Source organism: Nitrobacter sp. Nb-311A, assembly GCF_000152905.1.
GTDB lineage: Bacteria > Pseudomonadota > Alphaproteobacteria > Rhizobiales > Xanthobacteraceae > Nitrobacter.
Map to the genome: position 1 here is coordinate 206,396 of NZ_AAMY01000004.1, position 18,788 is coordinate 225,183.

The 18,788-nt window shown below is 59.4% G+C and carries 16 protein-coding genes and 3 pseudogenes; 7 read left to right on the forward strand and 12 right to left on the reverse strand.

All coding sequences use genetic code 11. From position 1 onward, the window contains the following. The first annotated feature begins 2 nt into the window (after positions 1–2). Genes NB311A_RS02705 through NB311A_RS02720 form a run of 4 tightly spaced genes read left to right on the forward strand, consistent with a single transcriptional unit; the run spans position 3 to position 4,123 of the window. Positions 3–1,784, forward strand: coding sequence for an IucA/IucC family siderophore biosynthesis protein (locus tag NB311A_RS02705; RefSeq protein ID WP_009796904.1), 1,782 nt, complete (start codon positions 3–5; stop codon positions 1,782–1,784). After that, on the forward strand, positions 1,775–2,545 hold the full coding sequence (locus NB311A_RS02710; RefSeq protein ID WP_009796905.1) for an HpcH/HpaI aldolase/citrate lyase family protein: 771 nt from the start codon (positions 1,775–1,777) through the stop codon (positions 2,543–2,545). The genes NB311A_RS02705 and NB311A_RS02710 overlap by 10 nt, the downstream gene beginning before the upstream one ends. Then, a complete protein-coding gene (locus NB311A_RS02715; RefSeq protein WP_009796906.1) occupies positions 2,542–3,720 on the forward strand; it encodes a type III PLP-dependent enzyme in 1,179 nt (392 codons plus the stop codon). Before NB311A_RS02710 ends, NB311A_RS02715 begins: the two co-directional genes overlap by 4 nt. 13 nt (positions 3,721–3,733) lie before the next feature. Further along, positions 3,734–4,123, forward strand: coding sequence for a ParB N-terminal domain-containing protein (locus NB311A_RS02720; protein WP_009796908.1), 390 nt, complete (start codon positions 3,734–3,736; stop codon positions 4,121–4,123). Between the two features lie 81 nt (positions 4,124–4,204). Here NB311A_RS02720 and NB311A_RS02725 read toward each other — a convergent pair whose 3' ends face one another. The 3 genes and pseudogenes from NB311A_RS02725 to NB311A_RS23025 form a co-directional block, all read right to left on the reverse strand. After that, complete coding sequence (locus NB311A_RS02725) at positions 4,205–5,374, reverse strand: PepSY domain-containing protein (RefSeq protein ID WP_116394696.1); 1,170 nt, start codon at positions 5,372–5,374, stop codon at positions 4,205–4,207. A 22-nt stretch (positions 5,375–5,396) separates the two neighbouring features. Next, entirely contained in the window at positions 5,397–7,709 is a 2,313-nt protein-coding gene (locus NB311A_RS02730; protein ID WP_245256906.1) for a TonB-dependent siderophore receptor, read from the reverse strand. A gap of 122 nt (positions 7,710–7,831) precedes the next feature. After that, positions 7,832–8,068: pseudogene (locus tag NB311A_RS23025) on the reverse strand (IS110 family transposase); the annotation flags it as partial. Between the two features lie 713 nt (positions 8,069–8,781). Here NB311A_RS23025 and NB311A_RS19960 point away from each other — a divergent pair. The 3 genes and pseudogenes from NB311A_RS19960 to NB311A_RS02745 all read left to right on the forward strand — a co-directional run. Then, a pseudogene (locus NB311A_RS19960) lies at positions 8,782–8,929 on the forward strand (transposase); the annotation flags it as partial. Between the two features lie 96 nt (positions 8,930–9,025). Further along, positions 9,026–9,190, forward strand: a complete 165-nt coding sequence (locus NB311A_RS21730) for a hypothetical protein (RefSeq protein ID WP_165475210.1) — start codon at positions 9,026–9,028, stop codon at positions 9,188–9,190. A gap of 706 nt (positions 9,191–9,896) precedes the next feature. Continuing rightward, a complete protein-coding gene (locus tag NB311A_RS02745) occupies positions 9,897–10,184 on the forward strand; it encodes a helix-turn-helix domain-containing protein (protein ID WP_050752051.1) in 288 nt (95 codons plus the stop codon). 506 nt (positions 10,185–10,690) lie between these two features. Here the strand turns inward: NB311A_RS02745 and NB311A_RS21025 are convergent. The 9 genes and pseudogenes from NB311A_RS21025 to NB311A_RS19975 form a co-directional block, all read right to left on the reverse strand. Continuing rightward, positions 10,691–11,611, reverse strand: a complete 921-nt coding sequence (locus NB311A_RS21025; protein ID WP_086008668.1) for a calcium-binding protein — start codon at positions 11,609–11,611, stop codon at positions 10,691–10,693. Then, positions 11,556–12,038, reverse strand: coding sequence for a M10 family metallopeptidase C-terminal domain-containing protein (locus NB311A_RS21030; protein ID WP_009796889.1), 483 nt, complete (start codon positions 12,036–12,038; stop codon positions 11,556–11,558). Before NB311A_RS21030 ends, NB311A_RS21025 begins: the two co-directional genes overlap by 56 nt. Then, the gene (locus NB311A_RS21205) at positions 12,038–12,331 is read right to left on the reverse strand and encodes a reprolysin-like metallopeptidase (protein ID WP_116394697.1); all 294 of its coding nucleotides are present in this window, start codon (positions 12,329–12,331) and stop codon (positions 12,038–12,040) included. Before NB311A_RS21205 ends, NB311A_RS21030 begins: the two co-directional genes overlap by 1 nt. 707 nt (positions 12,332–13,038) lie before the next feature. Then, a complete protein-coding gene (locus NB311A_RS02760; protein ID WP_009796916.1) occupies positions 13,039–13,605 on the reverse strand; it encodes a DUF5681 domain-containing protein in 567 nt (188 codons plus the stop codon). Then, the gene (locus NB311A_RS02765; protein ID WP_009796917.1) at positions 13,602–14,171 is read right to left on the reverse strand and encodes a DUF5681 domain-containing protein; all 570 of its coding nucleotides are present in this window, start codon (positions 14,169–14,171) and stop codon (positions 13,602–13,604) included. Before NB311A_RS02765 ends, NB311A_RS02760 begins: the two co-directional genes overlap by 4 nt. Beyond that, positions 14,168–15,448: a DNA methyltransferase gene (locus NB311A_RS02770; RefSeq protein WP_040673809.1), complete on the reverse strand. Its 1,281-nt coding sequence runs from the start codon at positions 15,446–15,448 to the stop codon at positions 14,168–14,170. The genes NB311A_RS02765 and NB311A_RS02770 overlap by 4 nt, the downstream gene beginning before the upstream one ends. A gap of 729 nt (positions 15,449–16,177) precedes the next feature. Continuing rightward, positions 16,178–17,757, reverse strand: a pseudogene (locus tag NB311A_RS02775) (recombinase family protein). Then, the gene (locus NB311A_RS02780) at positions 17,754–18,221 is read right to left on the reverse strand and encodes a DUF2924 domain-containing protein (protein ID WP_009796920.1); all 468 of its coding nucleotides are present in this window, start codon (positions 18,219–18,221) and stop codon (positions 17,754–17,756) included. The pseudogene NB311A_RS02775 and the gene NB311A_RS02780 overlap by 4 nt, the downstream one beginning before the upstream one ends. 2 nt (positions 18,222–18,223) lie before the next feature. Then, the gene (locus NB311A_RS19975; RefSeq protein ID WP_083780361.1) at positions 18,224–18,622 is read right to left on the reverse strand and encodes a DUF3489 domain-containing protein; all 399 of its coding nucleotides are present in this window, start codon (positions 18,620–18,622) and stop codon (positions 18,224–18,226) included. Positions 18,623–18,788 lie beyond the last annotated feature (166 nt).

The window sequence follows — 18,788 nt, forward strand, 5'->3', positions numbered from 1 at the left end:
CCATGCATCCGCACGATTATCAGAACCTGATCGACAGCCCGGCCTACCGGCAGGCCAGCCGCCGCGTGCTGCGCCAACTGCTGGAAGCCTTGCTGTTCGAAGAGGCTTTGCCGCATTGCGTGTGGCGCGGAGAAACTCTGACGATACCCGGCTGCGCTGCCGGCGACACGGCAGTCAGCTATCAATGCCAGGCACGACGCAGCTTTAGCTTCGGCCGTGTCCGCATCACCGCGCCCCTGTTGCGCCGGGCGGACGATGTAACGGAAGAAGCGAGTGATCCCGCACTGTTCTTGGCGGAAATCGCACCCTGGCTGACCGCAGACGAAACGCGGCTCAGCCAGTTTGCTGCGGAACTGCTGGCAACCCAGATCAAGGATGCTCAAACCTTGCATGTGCGCGGCGACAAGATATTGCGGGGTGCCGATTACGACACGGTGGAAGCTAGGCTGACCGATAGCCACCCTTATCACCCCAGCTACAAATCGCGTCTCGGGTTTACGCTCGATGACAACAGCGCCTATGCGCCGGAGATGACGTCGGCAGTGACGCCGCTGTTGCTGGCCGGGCGCCGCGACCGCAGCCGTTGCTCGGTCAGCGCCACGATCGACCGGGAACATGCGGCGCGCACCCTGCTGGGGGACACCGACTGGAAGCGCTTTCACGACAAACTGAGCCAACGCGGTGTGCGTTCCGACGATTACGTGCCGCTGCCGGTTCATCCGTGGCAGTGGGAAGAAGTGATTCTTCCCGCTTTCCATCAAGCGCTGGCGCGCGGCGAACTGCTGCTCATCGGGCCGCTGACGAAGCGCTATCTGCCGCAGCAATCCATCCGTACGCTCGGTAATATGGATGACCGGAAAGGCTTATCGCTCAAGCTGGCGATGAGCCTCGTCAATACCTCCACCTCGCGCGTGCTGGCGCCACACACCGTGCAAAACGCCGCGGTCATCAGCGACTGGTTGCAAGCCCTGGTGGAACAGTCGTGCTGGCCGGCGCCGATGGTGCGTCCGGTGCTGCTGCGCGAAGTGGCTGGCGTGAGCTTCACCGCGCTGGCGCCAGCGCACGGTCAATACGGGGCATTGGCGTGCATTTGGCGTGAAAGCGTGCACCGGCATATGCAGCTGGGCGAAGCCGCGGTGCCGATGACCGCCTTGATGCATGTGGATGCCGATGGCCGGCCGTTTGTCGATGCGTGGGTCAGGCGCCATGGCCCCGAACCATGGCTGAAGCGCTTGGTTGAGCGGGCCTGGCTGCCGGTACTGCATCTGCTTTGGGAACATGGCACGGCACTCGAATCGCATGCGCAGAACATGATCCTCCTGCACGAAGACGGGCTGCCGGCACGGGTGGCGCTCAAGGACTTTCACGACGGCGTGCGGTTTTCCAAGGCACTGCTGTCCGGCTCCGCACCCGCGCTCATCGCGCCGCCGGCCGAACATGCGCGCGTCAATCCGAATTCTTTCCTGGAAACCGACGATGCCGACGAGCTGCGCGATTTCACCTTCGATGCCCTGTTCTTCGTCAACATGGCTGAACTGGCGTGGCTGTTCCAGCGTTTCTACGACGTGAAGGAGGCGCGATTCTGGGAGATCGTGCGCGACGTACTGCAGTCATATCAATCGCGTCACCCTGAACGCGCGGCACGCTACCTATTGTTCGATTGCTTTGCCGAGCAGGTCTCGATCGAACTACTTGCAAGCCGCCGCTTTCGGCAGGAAATCCGTTTGCGCACTCGGCTCGCGCCGAACCCGCTGGCGCCGGAAGGGAAGCCGTCATGTCTCTGAAAGTGCGCCTGCAACAGAAAGCCTCGTCGCATCCATTGTATGGACTATTTTGCTCTACGCCGGCTGCGCTTTCGGTCGAATTGATCGCGGCGGCCGGATACGACTTCCTGTTGATCGATCTGGAACATACACTGATCGGCCCAGACCAGTTAGCCAGTATGTTGCTGGCGGCGCGTGCCGCTGCGATCACCGCGCTGGTCCGGGTGGCTGCGCCGCATCAGGCCGCGCAAGCGTTAGACGCCGGCGCCGAAGGCATCGTGTTTCCGCGCATTCGCTCGGAGCAGGCCGCTCGGGATGCGGTGCGGCTTTGCCATTTCGCACCGCTCGGCGAGCGTGGCTTGAACGCCACTTGGCATAGCGGCTATGGGCGCGATGATCTGGTATCCGCCTTGGAGGCCGCGCGTGAGCGCACGCTGGTCGTGGCGATGATCGAAGACACCGAAGGCATCGATCAAGCCGATGCGATTGCCGCAGTTGACGGAGTGGATGTGCTTTTGGAGGGCGCCGCCGATCTCTCGCAATGTCTCGGAGTTCCGTGGCAGACACGCCACCCGGAGGTGCGCGCGGCGGTGTCGCGCATTCGCACGGCGGCTTTGCAGCATGGCAAGACGTTCTGCGCGTTGCCGCGCGCTCCGGAGGATTGCGAGGCCTGGCATCGGGACCAGGTGCGCATGTTCATCCTGGGCGATGATCGCGGCATCAGCCGCCGCGCCATGGCGGCCCATCTGACACGGCATCAGATGAAAGACGGCGGGCAATGAACCTGCAACACTTACGCAATTACCTGGATGGCCGCACCGAACCAGTGTGCGCCTACCTCTACGATCTGGCGCATTTGCGCCGGCGCGCCGACACGCTGCGCCGTTGCCTGCCTGCGCAGTGCAAGCTGTTCTACGCCATCAAGGCTAATAGCGACGCGCCGATCCTGCGAGCGCTGTTGCATCGTACCGACGGCTTTGAAGTGGCATCACTGGGGGAAATCCAGGCCGTGCGCGGGATCAACGATGCGGTGCCGGTTGTGTTCGGCGGCCCTGGCAAGACCGATGCCGAGCTTGAAGGCGCCCTTGATCAGGGTGTCCTGCTGATCCATGTCGAAAGCGAGCATCAGTTGCGGCGCCTGGACTGGATCGCGCGCCGCCGCAATCAGCGGGCGGATATCCTGCTGCGGGTCAATCCGGCGTCCGTGCCGCAGCAAGCCACACTGCGCATGGGAGGACAGGCGACCCAGTTCGGCATCGAAGAGGCGCAGATACCTGCCTTGATCGAACTGGCGCTCGGCCTGCCCGGCGTGCGTCTGAGGGGTCTGCATATCCATTCCATCTCCAACAATCTGGACGCACAAACACATCTCGCCCTGCTCGAACATTACTTCGATCTGACGAGCACTTGGCAGCGGCGCTATCAACTGGAATTCGATTGGCTCAACGCCGGCGGCGGCATCGGCATCAACTATGCCAACCCGCAGGCCTCATTCGATTGGGAAGGTTTTTGCGCCGGCCTGGCGGCGTTGATCGCCGCGCGCCAGCCGCGCTTCCAGCTCGTCTTCGAATGCGGACGATTTCTGACCGCGGACTGCGGTTATTACCTTGCCGACGTCACCGACCTCAAGCACACTCATGGCAAGCACTTCGCGATACTGCGCGGCGGATCTCACCATTTTCGGCTGCCGGCATCATGGCAGCACAATCATCCTTTCGTGGTGCTGCCGCGCGAAGCCTGGCCATACCCGTTCTCGCGCCCGGCCGTGCATGAGACTCCGGTGACCTTGTGCGGCGAACTATGCACGCCGAAAGACACGCTTGCCTGCGACGTCCGGGTCGAGCGCCTGCGCGCGGGCGACTGCATCGCCTTCCTGCTGGCGGGCGCCTATGGCTGGCACATTTCACATCATGACTTTTTAAGTCATCCGCATCCGGAACGGGTTTATCTGGATTAGGAAGGAGCCAGCCGTGCTCTGTGCGCTGCCCGTTCACTTCGTTCGTTCCGACGCGATCCTGCCGAACGAGTGCCACTATCCGGAACATGCCGCAAGCCTGGCGGAAACGCTCCGGCGCGAGCAACTCTGGCGCATCCCGATTGTGCTGGAATGCAACAGCTTAGCTGTCATGGATGGTCATCATCGGTTGCAAGCCGCATTGCAACTCAAGCTGGCCTATGTGCCTTGCCTGTTGCTTGGCTACGGCGACGTGGAGGTGATCGCCACGCGAGAGGGTTACCTCGTCACGCCGCAAGAGATCGTGCGCCGCGCCAGGGCGCAGGATCTCTACCCGCCGAAAACCACGCGCCATCGGTTTCCATCGGCACTGCCAACGTGCAATGTTTCGGTATGTTTGCTGTGAAGAACCTCCAATCGCGGCCAGTGTGATAGCCGGATGGAAAACCCTCTTAGCTAGCGCTTTCCGAAGCGCTGATTGGCTATTCTAGACAATTGCGCATGTTCGGTTCTTTGCCGCGCGCCTCCACCGCCAAATCTGAAAGCTTGTGACGAAGAGAATGAGCGGCACGAAGCCAGTAGCAAAGATTAGAAGGCGGCCGAGCAAGCCGAAGGTCGATCCGTTATGCAACCAGAGCTGTCCGGTCATATAGCGGTCGCCCGGCGATAGCGAATCAGGCGTGCGGTCGTGAGCGAGTGCGCCCGTCCAGGGATCGAGCCAGACGGCACCACGACTGCGAAGGGCTGGATCGGAGCCCGGCGGGCGCAACAGGACTCGCCAAGTGTTGCGAGTCTCATTCGGAGGTGACAATTGCGCTAGCTCGTAGCCGGGTTTGGCGGTGCGTGCCGCGAGAACAATCGCATCAGCAGACGATCGTGCGGATTCGTTGGGAGGAGGCTTGACGGTCGGTGATGCGTCGAGGTTGGTCGTTGAGACAAAGCCGACCAAAGGGCGGATGACACTTGGAAATACGATACCGATACCCGTAACGGCGATCAGAGCAAGCAACGGTAGACTCCATAAGCCCGCCGTATTGTGCAGATCGCGCATGAGACGTTGCGCGGACATGTGCCGACGGATCGAGACGGAGCGCCAGAACCGGACTCGTTCCCGCCACCATAGATACAGGCCCGAGCAAGCCATCCCAAGCAGCAGGAATCCGATCGCTCCGACAAGTTCGTGACCCCACCAGTCATAGAGCAGAAGATTATGGTGCATGCGATAGACGGTGAACGCAAAGCAGTTGGTGTAGTCGCGGCGGCCTAACACCTTCCCATTCGAGGGATCGATCATGGTGGTCCAGAGATTCGGATACTTACCTTTCTCCGTCGCGTGGGAGTGCATCACGACCCAGACCGGCCAGGTCCGGTCAGGAGCGATGACCGATCGGATCGGCGCCGGATCGGCGACGGCCGCAATCCGCATAACCTCGGCGGCCTTGAGACGGTGCTGAGGCCCGGCCGGAGTGTATAAGCCCGGATTCAAGGCTGCATCGATCTCGCGATAAAAGACAATGAAGCTGCCCGTGAGCCCGATCACCACGAGGAGAATGCCCACGCTCAGGCCAAGCCAACGATGTAGCCGGACAAGTGCAAGGCGCAGCCTTGTGGAACTCGTGGGAGTCCAGGCTGCTGCTGCCCCCGAACGGTCGTTCACAATGTCACTGTCTCATGCAGCTTCAAAAGTCGATACTCGCCGAGATACGATAAGTGCGCGGTATACCCGGGGTGAGGAAGCCACGTCCTGTCGTTGCCCAGTAGTCTAAGCCGAAGACGTTTTCGACTGCCGCACGCAAGGTCAGCAACCTACCATCGACTTTGGTGACGTAGCGTGCTCCGATGTCAGCCCGGGTCCAGTCCGGTATCTGCTGCGTGTTCGCCTGATCGTAAAATTGCCGCGAGGTGTAAATGACCCTCCCGGTCAGGGTCGCCACTCCCGAGGTTCGCCAGAAGGGCAGATCGTATTCGCCATAGAGGTTGAACTGAATATCCGGAACGCCAACCGCGGCCCTGCCGTCGAATTGGCCACCAACCGTCTTGGTCTGCACGCCGTCGATGAGGGACACGCCACCGAGCAGGCGCAACCCCGGAGTGACCTCACCGAAGGTGTTGAACTCCAATCCGCGATTACGCTGCTCGCCGTCAACCGAGAAGATGTTGGTCGTCGGATTCGTGAACCCGTTGGGCTGCGTAATCTCAAACGCCGCTAGACTCACGCCCACAGCCCCGAAGTCATACTTAGCGCCGACTTCAATCTGCTTGGCCACAATCGCAGGAAGGACTTGACCAGCATTGACAGTTCCAACTGGGGCCGTTCCAGCCGACGTTAGGCCCTCGATGTAGTTGCCGTAGAGCGACAGGTTATTGATTGGCTTTACCACGAGAGCCACAGCAGGAGTGATCGCCTCGTTCTGCGGACGCGAGGTCACCGCACCCGTCGTCCTGTCGAAGTTAGCAACATCGATACCCTGCCAGCGCCCACCCACGGTGAGTAGCACGCGATCATCGAGGACCGACATCGTATCCGCGATTGCGACGCTTTGATTGATCCGCCGCGAAATAAGTGGCGCATTGTGCGACAGGCCCGTCGCGCTGCGCGGAGCTACATAGACCGGGTTATAGAGGTTCGACGTGATCAATGGCCCGACATTGGTATTGGCATTTCCGTTGTCTTGCCACAGCCCAGTGGCCGAAATTACGGTTGAATGTTTGACTGCTCCGGTAGCGAAACGACCGCGCACTCCAACCTCTCCGGTTTCACGATCGGCATCTTGTACAGTGAGGGCCGGTTGTGACGTGAACCCGCCCAGTGCGTTCGTGACATTGAGAATTCCACCGAAGAAAGTCTCATCAGATTTGCTGTGACCGTAAGCTCCGTACAGCGTCCAGAAATCATTGAGGTCATATTCGGCGCGTAGCGCCGCGTATTGATGGTTCGATTTATAGTATTCCCAGGGTTGCTGCTGGTTGATCGAGAGTGAGGGCGAATCCGGGATGGGAAAGCCCGGGCTCACTCGGCGTACGCGCGTTGGTGCCTTCAGGTTCTGCTTCTGAAAACCAAGATCGACCGTGGCCCGGAACCGCTCGCCACGGTAGTCGAGAGCCGCCGCGCCGACACCGAATCCGTCCGTCTGGAAGGCAATCGGCGTCCGGCCATCGCGGTAGGCACCATTGAGGCGAACGCCCCATTCCTTGTACTCGCCAAAGCGGCGGCCGAAATCGATGGCCGTCCCGACATTTCCGTTGGACACGAAGCCCGTCGTTAATCGTGTGATTGGATCGTCGGTGGCACGCTTCGGAATGAGGTTGACTGTGCCGCCGACATTTCCGAACGGCGAAATCCCATACAGCAAGGCGCTTGGACCCTTGAGGATCTCCACCCGCTCGATAGGCTCCATAGCAGGGCGGCGCGAATCGGAAACCCCGTAAAGGCCGTCGAACGCAAAGTCGCTCGAAAATACCGGGAAGCCGCGAATCAGAAAACCATCGATTCCGCTATAGCGCGGTGAGTTTGTGCGCACCGAGGGATCGTTGTCGGCGACATCGCTGATGGTGTTGGCCTGCTGGTCGCGAATAAGCTTGCTGGTGTAACCCGTCGTGTTGAACGGCGTATCGAAGACATTGCGATTGCCTAACATGCCGACACGCGTGGTGGTTCCAACCTGACCGCCGGCATAGGGAGCCGGCGGCTGACCGATCGTGCCGGTCGAAGGCGTGAGGTACGGCACAGCCGGCGATCTCACCGGAGCGGCAACGCGCGAAGCAACAGTCGATCTCACCGGAGCGGTCGCGCGACGAGCAACAGTGCGCGGCTTCTTGTTCCTGGCCTTCGGCGCGGTGACCGTCACGGTTGGCAAGGAAGTAGAGGCTCCTTGTGCGTACGCATCCTCTGCGAATTGATAGGACAATGGGAGGTAACTTACTGCACCGCAACAAACCGCCCAATAGAATTTTTTCGTCAAAGGATTCATCGTCGCCCCAAGTCTGATCATCCACCCCAACCCCCTCTTACAGCATCGTTTCGTGTGACGATAGGATACAAGCCTAGAACCCTTACAAATTAGAGCCGTTGATGTGGAAATGTGTTCGGTCGCGCATCCGGCACGGAGCCGTGTGCGCGGATGGGATCACACATCGCCTCGTGCGCGTCATCCGGTATACAGACGCTCGTCAGCTCGCCGGCCCCGATGCAGCTTAGCCAGCATGACCGCATCGCGTCGTCCGTCTTCACCCGATCACCCGCCTTCATCGGAATGAGCGACGGGGCAACCACGATGCAGTCGTGTCCGAGTTTGGTAAGCTGGCGCTGGAGACCATAGCCGCAGGGGCCGGCCTCATAGCAGAAGCTCAACTGCGGCTCATTCCTGCCGAGCCGCTCGGCCAACCTGGCGATATGATCCGGCCGGTTCGGAAAGACGCCGCCGTGCCGCATCTTGCCCCCGCGCTGGCCTTTGGCGATGGCGGCCGAGACCGTCGCCTTGTGTGCATCCAGTCTACGTACGTGATAGAGTCATCAGGCCCGTCCCCCATGCTTGAGGCTCGGCACCGGTCCTTCCGGAGCTTCCCTCGATAGGAGCTTGCCGTGGGCGGGCCGCTAGCCCAGCCTAGAACATGGAGTCTAGCGGCGTTGGCTGAAGCGGATGCTAAATCGGCCGCGTACTGGTATCTGTAGTGGCAATGGTGTTGATTTAGCTTGCCACTCTGAATTGGCCATCAACTGGCTTGATCTACAGGAATTCAGGTTGGGCGCGGGGGCGGGCATGACAAAGGAGCGGCGGAGGCTCGGTGTTCACCAAGGACAGATCATTCTCGATGGAATATTGATGCGCTGCAAGGTTCGTCATCTGACGGCCACGTCGGCGACGATACAAACGCTAGACGCGCCTTCGATTCCAGCAGCGTTTGCATTGCGTATCCCAAGCGCAGATATCGATGCACGTTGTCAGGTCGTTTGGCGTGACGAACGTCGCCTTGGCGTAACTATCGTCTAAGCGCCGCGCCTCGCCCAGGGTATTGGACCGTATTCTATTGAAGGCCACAACGATTCGTGGATTAGCGTGCACCGTCCTCTATCGAAGCCGCAACGCCATCGAGCGCATGTTCTGTCGCCTGAAGGACTGCCGTCGCATCGCCACCAGATATGATGCGTCTCGCAAGCAATTTCGTCGCAGCCGTCTGCATCGCTGCGGTGGTCAGTTATTGGTTATTATGAGTCGACCCTAATTCAGGGCGCCTTGCTGCGTTAGCTCAACGTGACGCCGAGGCGGGTGACCTGCCGAAGGCCTGTAGGTGGTAGGTGCCGGAGTCGTTGTTTGACGATCTGGCGAATCTGGTGCTCTGCGCGATCGTAGACCGCGGGCTCGGCAAGGCGGCAGCGAGCGTTAGAGAATTTTTCGCCTCGGGCGCGGTACTCGTGGATCTTGTGTCGGGTGGAGTGAGCGGAGGCGTTTCCGCGAGCGGCGTGGGCTTCTGAAAAGTCTCGACTTAATCTGACAATTTGATTTGGATCGGGGGGGCCAGTGAGCCGGCTGGACGAGCGGGAGCGCTCGCACGACGGTGCCTGGTTACCATTCCCGTGGTTTCACTGAGCGCATCATTGACGAGTTGCGAGGTTCGCGAGCTGCGTGAACTCGGGTCTTCATCGTTCTGCGCTCCCCCACCGGGATTCGGCGCGAAAAACTCTAACCAAAAACGATCCAGTTTGGCGAACTCAGACCAAAGTCCTCCAGCTTGCTTCAAGGACCTGGACGACGAACAGATAATGGCGGCCCACATACCCGCTTTTCCGGCGAATAGAGTGCACGCATAAACCCAATTCGAGCGAAGTCCATCCACGGTCCGTATTCAAGCGCGGCGCGTTTGATATCGTCGTTAATGTCGTTCCACGGTGCGCAAACCCGCTCCGATTCCGATAACTTTAGGATGTAGTCTCGAGCCTCGATTAATGTGGCAATTTCTCCGCCGCCGGGAAGCGGAATGGGATGACGAAAACGATCTGACCACGGCATTTCTGGGATCCACGCACCGCTACTCAACTATGATCGGAACAACAGCCAGGTGGGTCACAAACTTCAGGGTTCAAGCTGAATCCGCATCTGAGCGACGGCCAATAACGAGGTGCCCGCCTATCGCCATAATCCCAAGGCATCAAAGGATGCAAGTCTGGTTTGATCATGTGGATGGCACGAGTGTTGAACGGTTGGATTGGGAAGGAAGGAGCTGCCCCGAACGATACAGTGAGCGAGGCGGGATTGATCGCCCTGCTGATCGGATACACGATTGCTGAAGTTGAACGGGATCTTATTATTGAGACACTATGCGCGTGCAATGGCAATCGGACGCGGGCAGCAAAGACACTTGCTATTTCGGTTCGCACCCTGCGCAACAAGATCAATGAATATGAAGCCAAGGGCTTCCATATTCCCACTCCGGTTCACAGCGGATCAGAACTAGTTGGGTGGCGCTAGCTAGCCGCTTACTATCTCTGTCAGTTCTGCCAACCGATTCCAACCTTGGTGAATAGCGGGAGAGTCGACGGCTTTTCTTGATTAAGCAATCGGCCTTCTTCATCTTTATGGAGGCGTTTTCTGGCTGAGGAGCTCTCTCCCTTTAGCCTCCTGTCGTAAAACGCCCGATCATTCTTAAATCATCTGACGAAGGACAAGCCCGAAGTCCTCTTCGGAAAGCTCCTCAATCTGTCTCAAGGATGCCGGCAAACAGGTTCAGCGTTTCAGGTCATGCGCCGTTGCTGGCGGAGGGAGAGGATGAGATCGGCGAGGCCGACTTTCCTTGACCAAACGGAAACGAGTGGGTTGGGATTTCCAGTCGAATGGGATGCTCACGGAAGGAATACACTTCGTGAGAAGCCTTTCTCCTTGTTCATTAATGATCTGGAAGAGAATCCCCGCCTGCTCCATGTGCGCACATTCTGACCATCGGTCAAAAGATATCCATTCACTCATTGTGCGCCTCGTTAACCGAACAGGAAGTCCGCACCGTTCACGCTCGTAATCCCCACATTCAATAGCGAGATTGTATCTCCGCCGAAGCTAACCATGGTCCCAGCACCCTGCGCTTTTATAGTGAGGTCGTCGAAGTTCAGGCCTCTGCCAGTGAGATCGATCTGGTCATGCCCAGAGGAGGCATCCGCAGCATCGAAGTCGGTGATCACGTCATAGCCGTTCACGGCGTTGCGATAGTCGAAGATGTCAGCACCGCCGCCTCCGGTAAGGTGGTCATTGTACGACGCGCCAGTCAGACGATTGTCCTCGGATGTGCCGACCCCGGTGTGCGCCGTATGACCAACAAAAATCAAGTCTTCGACATGGGACCGCAGCTCGTATTGCGCCAAAAATGTCTGGATTTGATCGGTGCCCTCATTTGCAAATTCAACGATGGTATCGTCACGCGACTGCACAGCATAGATGTCGTTCCCGCGCCCGCCCTGCAACGTGTTGAGACCCTGACCGTCGATCAACACATCATTGCCGTCGCCGCCGACTAAATAGTCGTTGCCGGCTCCGCCGATAAGGCGATTGCTATGCGCAGTGCCGATGCCGGTGTGATCCGCGCTACCCACAAAGACCAGATTCTCTACATTTGCAGGTAGAGCATAGCGGCCTAGGAAGGTTTGGACCTCGTCGATGCCTTCGTCTGCGAATTCAAACACTGTGTCGGCGATCGACTGCACGGCATAGATGTCGTTACCGGTGCCGCCCTGCAGAGTATTTGTCCCTGCGCCGTCCAACAACACGTCGTTTCCCTCCTGGCCGATCAGATAGTCATTTCCGAGTCCCCCGTCGATACGATCGATACCGCTACCGCCGATCAGTATGTCGTCACCGCCACCCCCCTTCCAGATAGTCATTACCTTCCAATCCGTAGAGGCAATCATTGCCACCGGCACCGCGGAGTGAGTTCGCGGCCAGATTGCCCAGGATTTGATCGTTACCGGCGCCACCCACAGCGTTCTCGATCAGAGATCGAGGGTCTGCATCAAACAGCAATGCGTTGGCGATGTTACCAGTGGCAAGTTGCGACCCGTCGTAATGCAAGCGGGCGAGCTGTGCTGATGAGGTCGTAGTCCAGCTCCCTGGCCGCAGATCGACGCTGAGATTTGTCGCGTAGTTGCTGAAATCGTAAGTGTCGCTACCCCCACCGTCCCAGATCGTGAGCAGAATTCTGTTGCCAGTTGGACGGCCCTGCGCCACACCGTTAACGAACATCTCGCCGGTCGCGCTCCAGGAGTAGACCGTCGCTCCGGAATTGGTGTTGAAGTTCGCGCCATAAAGGTGCTGAAGCGCCGCAATGTCAAACATCATTAGCGACTCGAGGTTGTCGACGCTCCAACGAAGGACCGGTAGCTCATTACTGTGTATTCAATTGAATCCCGGCTGACTGGTACCGCAGGATCTTCATGAGCGTGATCGAGCCCGTGCGCGTGCCCAATCTCGTGGATGATTGTAAAGTGCGCGTAGTTGCCCCTGACCGGGGCACTATAATAGCCGCTGGAGTTGTTGAACCATGCGTCACCCCCCCCCCTCTGGAGCCGGATGTGGGAGGTATGCCCAGGCCGTGCTAGGTGCATCCGACAATGCAAAGCGGAGATCGGCATGTTGCACAGCCGTTTCTGTAAGCTCCAGGTAATTCAGGTTCGCCACGGAAGAGAACATTCCCAACGCGATCCGAACAGCGTCCTGCTGTTGGTTGTTCAGAGTTTCGAAGTTGTCCGATGGCTCGCCAATGCCGTAGCCGGAACCGTAATAGGACGCACTTGTAGGAAAGCTGTAGGTGAGATTGGCGGTCGCCCATTTCACATCGCTAAGAATCCCGTCGATGTAGGCGCTCCGGTTTTCATCGCGGTTGCAACGGCAGGCATCAAAGTTCCTCCGAGGTTGGGCGAGCGCACATGGTCGCTCAGGGTCCCTGAGCAGCTCCGATGGGCGACCGTTACTAAGCCAACTCGCCGGCGGCCTGTTCCGACTTTGTAGGAGCCAACAGAAATCCAGTAAATGAGCGGTGAATCATTTGCCGAAAACTGCGAGCACCAGCTATGCAACAATGATCGTTACGTATGACGACAAAAAGCGACGGGTTGGCAACGACCACACGTTGTGCTCAAAGGCGGATCATTCCATAGGGGCAGGCCAGCTGCGCAAAGAAAAAGAAACGCCGCGGCCTAAGCGTCACGTCATGAGACGGTTGATAATGCTGCTCGTCGAATTGCGTCATCTGATTTTTGCAAGGCGCTGGACATGAAGTATCAGGTCGCGACACAGGATGACGCAAAAGGGATGGCTCTTAGCAAAGCTCGATTTGGAATTACGGATGTTCGCTCCACCATGCTGGCCATCGGACCTTGTGCGGGGTGCGGGTGGCCTTCACGATGACCTGCTGATCGGCGGGAGTGAGTGGCTGCGGGAGACGGGCGAGCGCGGCCTCGACGAGCCATGGTTCCAGGACGACCCGCGCGGTCGTGCGATAAGGATCGAGTGTCCTGGCCATTCGCAGCGGCTCCAATGCAGAGGTGACGCTTCCGGGAGCCACGCTTTTCCAGACGATGTGCAGGGGACTGAGGGCAACTTGCCGGAGCCTGGCGTCTTCGATGAGGGAAAGCGATGCACGGGCTGCGGCTCCGTCGCCTTCGACCCCGCGCTTTGCGAGCTGGAGCAGAAACGCCTCGGCCGCCGTGACACGGCGCGTCCTCCCACCCTCCCGGATGGTCACCATTCGGCCTAGCACACTCTGATAGGGAGCTTCCCGGTGACGGCCGCGGGGACGGCCTGCCGGATTGCCACTCTTGCCTTTGGTAAAGCGCGTGGTCCGCGGCGGTCGGCGATACCCGACAAAATCCTCCTCCGTTTCATCCGATGGACCGCCTGACGTCATTCGCCGGTCCCCCGTGGCCAGCGCAGACTCTTTGGATCTCGCGTGCAGCGTCGGATCTCGTCACATTCCTTGTCGGTCAGGCGTTGGCCACCCCGCCTGCGGCGCAGCGCCGCCTGAACAGCCCATGGCTCGAGGAGAAGCTGTGCGCGATCCGCACCGATGTTCGCGCGCTCGGGGTTGTGCGCGGCGATTTCGAGAAGCAGCAGGGCGGCATCCGCATTGTCGGGATCGTGCGCAGTGTCACGCCAGATCACCTGCCGGGAAGGCATTGGGGCATTCTTTTCCAGCCAAGCCTCGCGCTTGATGATCCATTTCACGACCTCGCGCATGGCCATGCGTTTGCCTGCCAGAGCGTCCTGATAGGTCCGCTGCTGAAGTGCTTCCTCCACGGTGATCTCGCGGGTGCCCCCTTGGCCGTCTACTGTGAGGGTCTTCTCTACCAAGACCTCGAACGCCGAGGCCTTTGAACGAGAAGAGGTTGGGCGTCCTTTAAGATTGCCGCTGCGCCCCTTCGGAAACCAGCCGGGATTCCGAGCAGGTTTGCGGGAGGACGACTTCTTGTTCATGTTACAGGCTTCTCAAGCCGCGGCGCGAGGCCCGTCCGCGCTGACCAGCGTTCGATCGCAACATCGACATAGGCCGGATCGATGTCGAGCCCACGAAAGCACCGCCCGGTCCGCTCGGCGGCGATGAGCGTCGTTCCGGAGCCCAGAAAAAGATCAAGCACGAGATCGCCATGGCGCGTGACATCCTTGAGGGCGTCGGCAACAAGCCCTGTCGGCTTGACCGTAGGATGGAGGGTCAGATCCTCCCGTCGGCTGCCCCGCATGGAGTTTACCGAGGCATAATCCCACACATTGGTGCGGTTGCGGCCGTACTTGCCGAGTTCGACCATATTGAGATGGGGGGCCATTCCCACGCGATAGACGAAAACCAATTCGTGCTTGGATCGGTAAAGCGATCCCATCCCGGCATTGGATTTGTTCCAGACGCAGAGGTTTAGACACGCGCCATAGACGGTGGCGCCGACCGCCGAGACGCTGTCCATGTGCCGCCAGTCCATGCAGACGAAGTGGACAGCACCGTCGCGGGAGACAGACGCGGCGGCGCCAAGCGTATCAGCGAGGAAGGACCGGAACTCGGCTTCGTTCATCTCGCCGGAAGCCATCGCGAACTCGCGATGACTCCCGGCGGACACCGCATGTCCCCCGATCCGCACATTGTAGGGAGGATCGAGGAAAGCCGCATCGACGCGCTTTCTGTCGCCGATGACCCGCTGCAAGAATTCGGCATCGCGGCTGTCGCCACATCCCACCCGATGCTCCCCGAGAATCCAGATATCGCCGAGCTTGGTTCTTGGCGTCGCCAAAACCGGAGGGATCACTTCGTCATCGGGATCGGGAGCTGACGCGAGGATGACGTCGATCTCGCCGGTCGAGAAGCCGGTCAGTGTGGGATCAATATCGACATCGATCGAAGCGAGCTCGCCCAGTTCCTGCTGCAGGATTTCCAGATCCCAGCCAGCATTGAGGGCGATCTTGTTGTCGGCGATTCGTAGCGCGCGCTTCTGAGGCTCGGATAAGCCGGCGAGGGCGATCGTCGGGACCTCGGCAATCCCCATGGCGCGAGCTGCCTGAAGTCGGCCATGGCCCGCGATGATGTGGCCTTCGGGGTCAATCAGTATCGGATTGGTGAAGCCGAATTCCTTGATGGATGCCCGAAGCTGGTCGATTTGGCGCTTCGGATGGGTGCGGGCATTGCGCGGATCGGGAGTGAGATCGTTCACTGGCCGGTAAACGACGGCCAGCCGCGACGAGGGTGCGACAGAGACTGGATCGTTCATGGCGAGGAGGACCCAGCACTGGACGTGATCAATGGGAGCATGCTCGATTTTCCAAGGTTTGACCGCAACAGGCATGTCGCTGCTCAAGCTATGCGCGATTCCGCTCCGGACCGCTGCCTGTTCGGAGCTTTCAAATGCCTGATGCTGCTTTCAAATTGCCTGTTTGCCCGTAATTAGCGCCTGTTATGCAGAATAACAGGAAAGTGCTTGGACTACAGCGCATCAAGCGGAATTCACAGGATAATTCCGATCGCTTCGTGATTATAAGCCGATCAGAAGCCTGTTTTGTCCCGCAATTTGTAAGAAATTCCCTGTTATGGGCTCTTGGAGACTCGTTCGCATCCGACTGCTTCCGCCACCACCCAGTTCGCAGGAACCGAGCTCGGTGGCACATCCGTCGATTTGTCGCGCAAATTGCGGGGTTTTGGCGATCCGTTCAGTCTCAGCGCGCGTCTCTGGTCTCAAAAATCTTGCCAAAGTGCGCTTTGTCTCTGCATCGAAAATTCCCGTTCCTGGCCGAGCAGCAGAGACGGGTTCGCTGACTGGGTCAGTTCGGCCGCTGCAACCAATCGGTTCAAAGGGACATAGCCGGCATCATGCTACTTTTATTGCGGGTTTGAACCGCGACGGGTCTGCCCATCTGTGCGAAAGCCTGCTTTCTCGGGGAGGCCGGAAGTGCTTCTTTCGCGACATCGAAATGGCGAAAAATCAAGAGCGCGGTGTCGCTGGTCAGATCGGATCGAGACCTAGCGCTTCGAACTGACGATCCCATTCAAGCGGGAGCTCGCGCAGCTGTTCGAGACCGATGCCACGAGGTAACCGACCTTCAACGGCAGCCTTGGTGAGTGCGGGAGAGAGGAAGGCCAACGACAGTGTCATGTTGACGTGTCGCAGGCTGCATCGCTCGCGCGTTGCGATTGCTTGGGCATCTGTCGCCGAATCCGTAATGAGTTCATCAAGCCAGCGCCGGCCGCGGGCAATCGCTGCGACCAGCGTAGCGCGTTGCTCCAGCTTCATCGGGCGGAGCGGAAGTTTTGCGGAGGTCGGGCGTAGGATGGACCGCGCTCGTTTGGAGGGTGGCTTGGTCCAGGGGATGACGATGGTGGAGTGGTCGTCTTCGGCGGGATTGTCCGGATCCTGCTTCAGCTGCACGACGAGACGATTTTGCTGAACCTCGATCCGTTCGATCAGCAAGGAGGCGTAGGTGTTGTCGATCGTGCCCGTGCTTTTGTTTCGCGGCTCCAGGACAACCTTGCGGACCTGGTCATCGATGTCAGGGGCTGGCACCCGAGAGACCGAACCAACTGGGGCGGTCGCTGCATTCCCGAACAGAAGCGGTCGCGAGACATAGTAGCTGTAGTGCCGGCCCTTCTTCTGGGCCTGGGTCGGCGCCATGCGATGGCCGGCGTCGTCAAACATCAGACCAGTCAGGAGATGGCTGAAGGAGGTCCGGGTTCTGGTCTGATGACTGCGCTGGTCCGAGAGCATGGTCTGGACACGATCGAACAGATCCCGATCCAGGATCGGGGGCTGCTCGCCCGGATAGATTTGCCCCTTGTAGTTGACCTCGCCAATGTAGAAGCGGTTGCGCAGCAGATGGAATAAGGCGCCACAGCCGAATGCAACTCCGCCCCGGGTTACGCCGGTCTTGAGAACGCGCCGTCTGCTGACGACGTTGCGGTCCTTGAGGTCTCGCATCAAGGCACGGACACTGCCAAGCTCGAGATAGCGGGTGAAGATGTGACGGACCCGTTCGGCTTCTTCGGGGACGACGGCCACCTTGCCATTTTCCATGGCGTAGCCGAGGGGGAGGGGACCTCCGACCCAGATGCCCTTCTTCTTGGAGGCTGCCACCTTGTCCCGGATGCGCTCCGAGGTGACCTCCCGTTCGAACTGGGCAAAGGACAGGAGAACGTTGAGGGTCAGGCGTCCCATGGACGTTGTGGTATTGAACTGCTGGGTCACCGAGACAAACGACACCCGATGGGCATCGAACAGCTCGACCAGTTTGGCGAAGTCGGCGAGCGAGCGGGTCAGACGATCGACCTTGTAGACCACAATGACATCGATCTTGCGGGCCCGGATATCCTCCAGCAGGCTCTGCAGTGCCGGTCGGTCGGTTGATCCTCCGGAGAAACCGCCATCGTCATAACGGGTCTTGACCTGCACCCAACCGGCATGGGCCTGGCTTTTGATATAGGCACTGGAAGCCTCATACTGAGCATCCAGCGAGTTGAATTGTCGGTCGAGACCCGGGTATAGATCGCGCACCGGACGATCTCTCGGGCCACCGCTTTTCCCGCCCTCACGGCCCGTCCTCCTTACCGACCGTGTTATCCCGTAGGCCAAAGAAGCGGGGCCCGCTCCAGCGGGTACCGGTGATGGCGAAGGCGATGGCTGAGAGGCTGTCGTACAGTGTCCCCTCCCACAGGAAGCCATCCTCAACGACGATCGCCCGCTGGGTGATGCCGTTCCATTCGCGCGACAGGATGGTGCCGGCCTTCAACTCGACCTGTCCTCGGTCGAAGGCCACGAGCTTGGCCATGACGGAATCGGACGTCTCTTTCTCGCCGATCCGATCAAGGAACTGGCGAACCGTCGGATCAAGATCGTCCGACTGATCGACCTGTCGCCGATAGCTTACGATGGCTGTCTGCAGATGCTTCGGAAGATGCGCCAGCGCGGACCAGCTTGAGCGACGACCACGAGACTGCGGTCGCCGACCACCGAGATCGTGACAACGCGCGAGCTCGTTCTTCGCGGCCTTAGCCATCGTCAGGCCTGCTTCGCTGCAACGATGCGGTAGATGCGCTGATCTGCTTCAACGATTGAGACCAACTCGAGCCCGAGCTTCTTGCGGACAACGCCGGCCAAAAATCCTCGCACGGAATGCTGCTGCCAACCGGAGGCGTTTGAGAGCGCGGCAATGGTCGCACCAGCCGGGCGCCTCAAAAGATCAAGCAGTTTTGTTTGCTTGTTCGGCCGTTTGTTTGCTTCAGCACCTGCGCTGAATACACTGCCCCCTACAGCCGGACTTGAAGGAAGCGTTGGACGTCGTTTCGTCGGCTCTCTCACAGAACGAGGTGCTGTTTTTGCTGCCTTCGTTGTGGTGAGGGCCTTACCGCGTCCGCGGCGGTTCGATGGTGGCTTACGTTTGCGGGATGACTTCTGCATGGGACCCTCCGAAATTGATGCGACATCAGCGTCGCACCATCCAAGGCCCCGTCAGCGATGTTGCGCTGCGGGGCCGATCCGAGGGGCCACCTCACGTCACAGCAATGCTCGCTTCGCCCAAGAATGCCAGTCCTTTCTGCACGAATATGGGCAGTACGAATGTCAA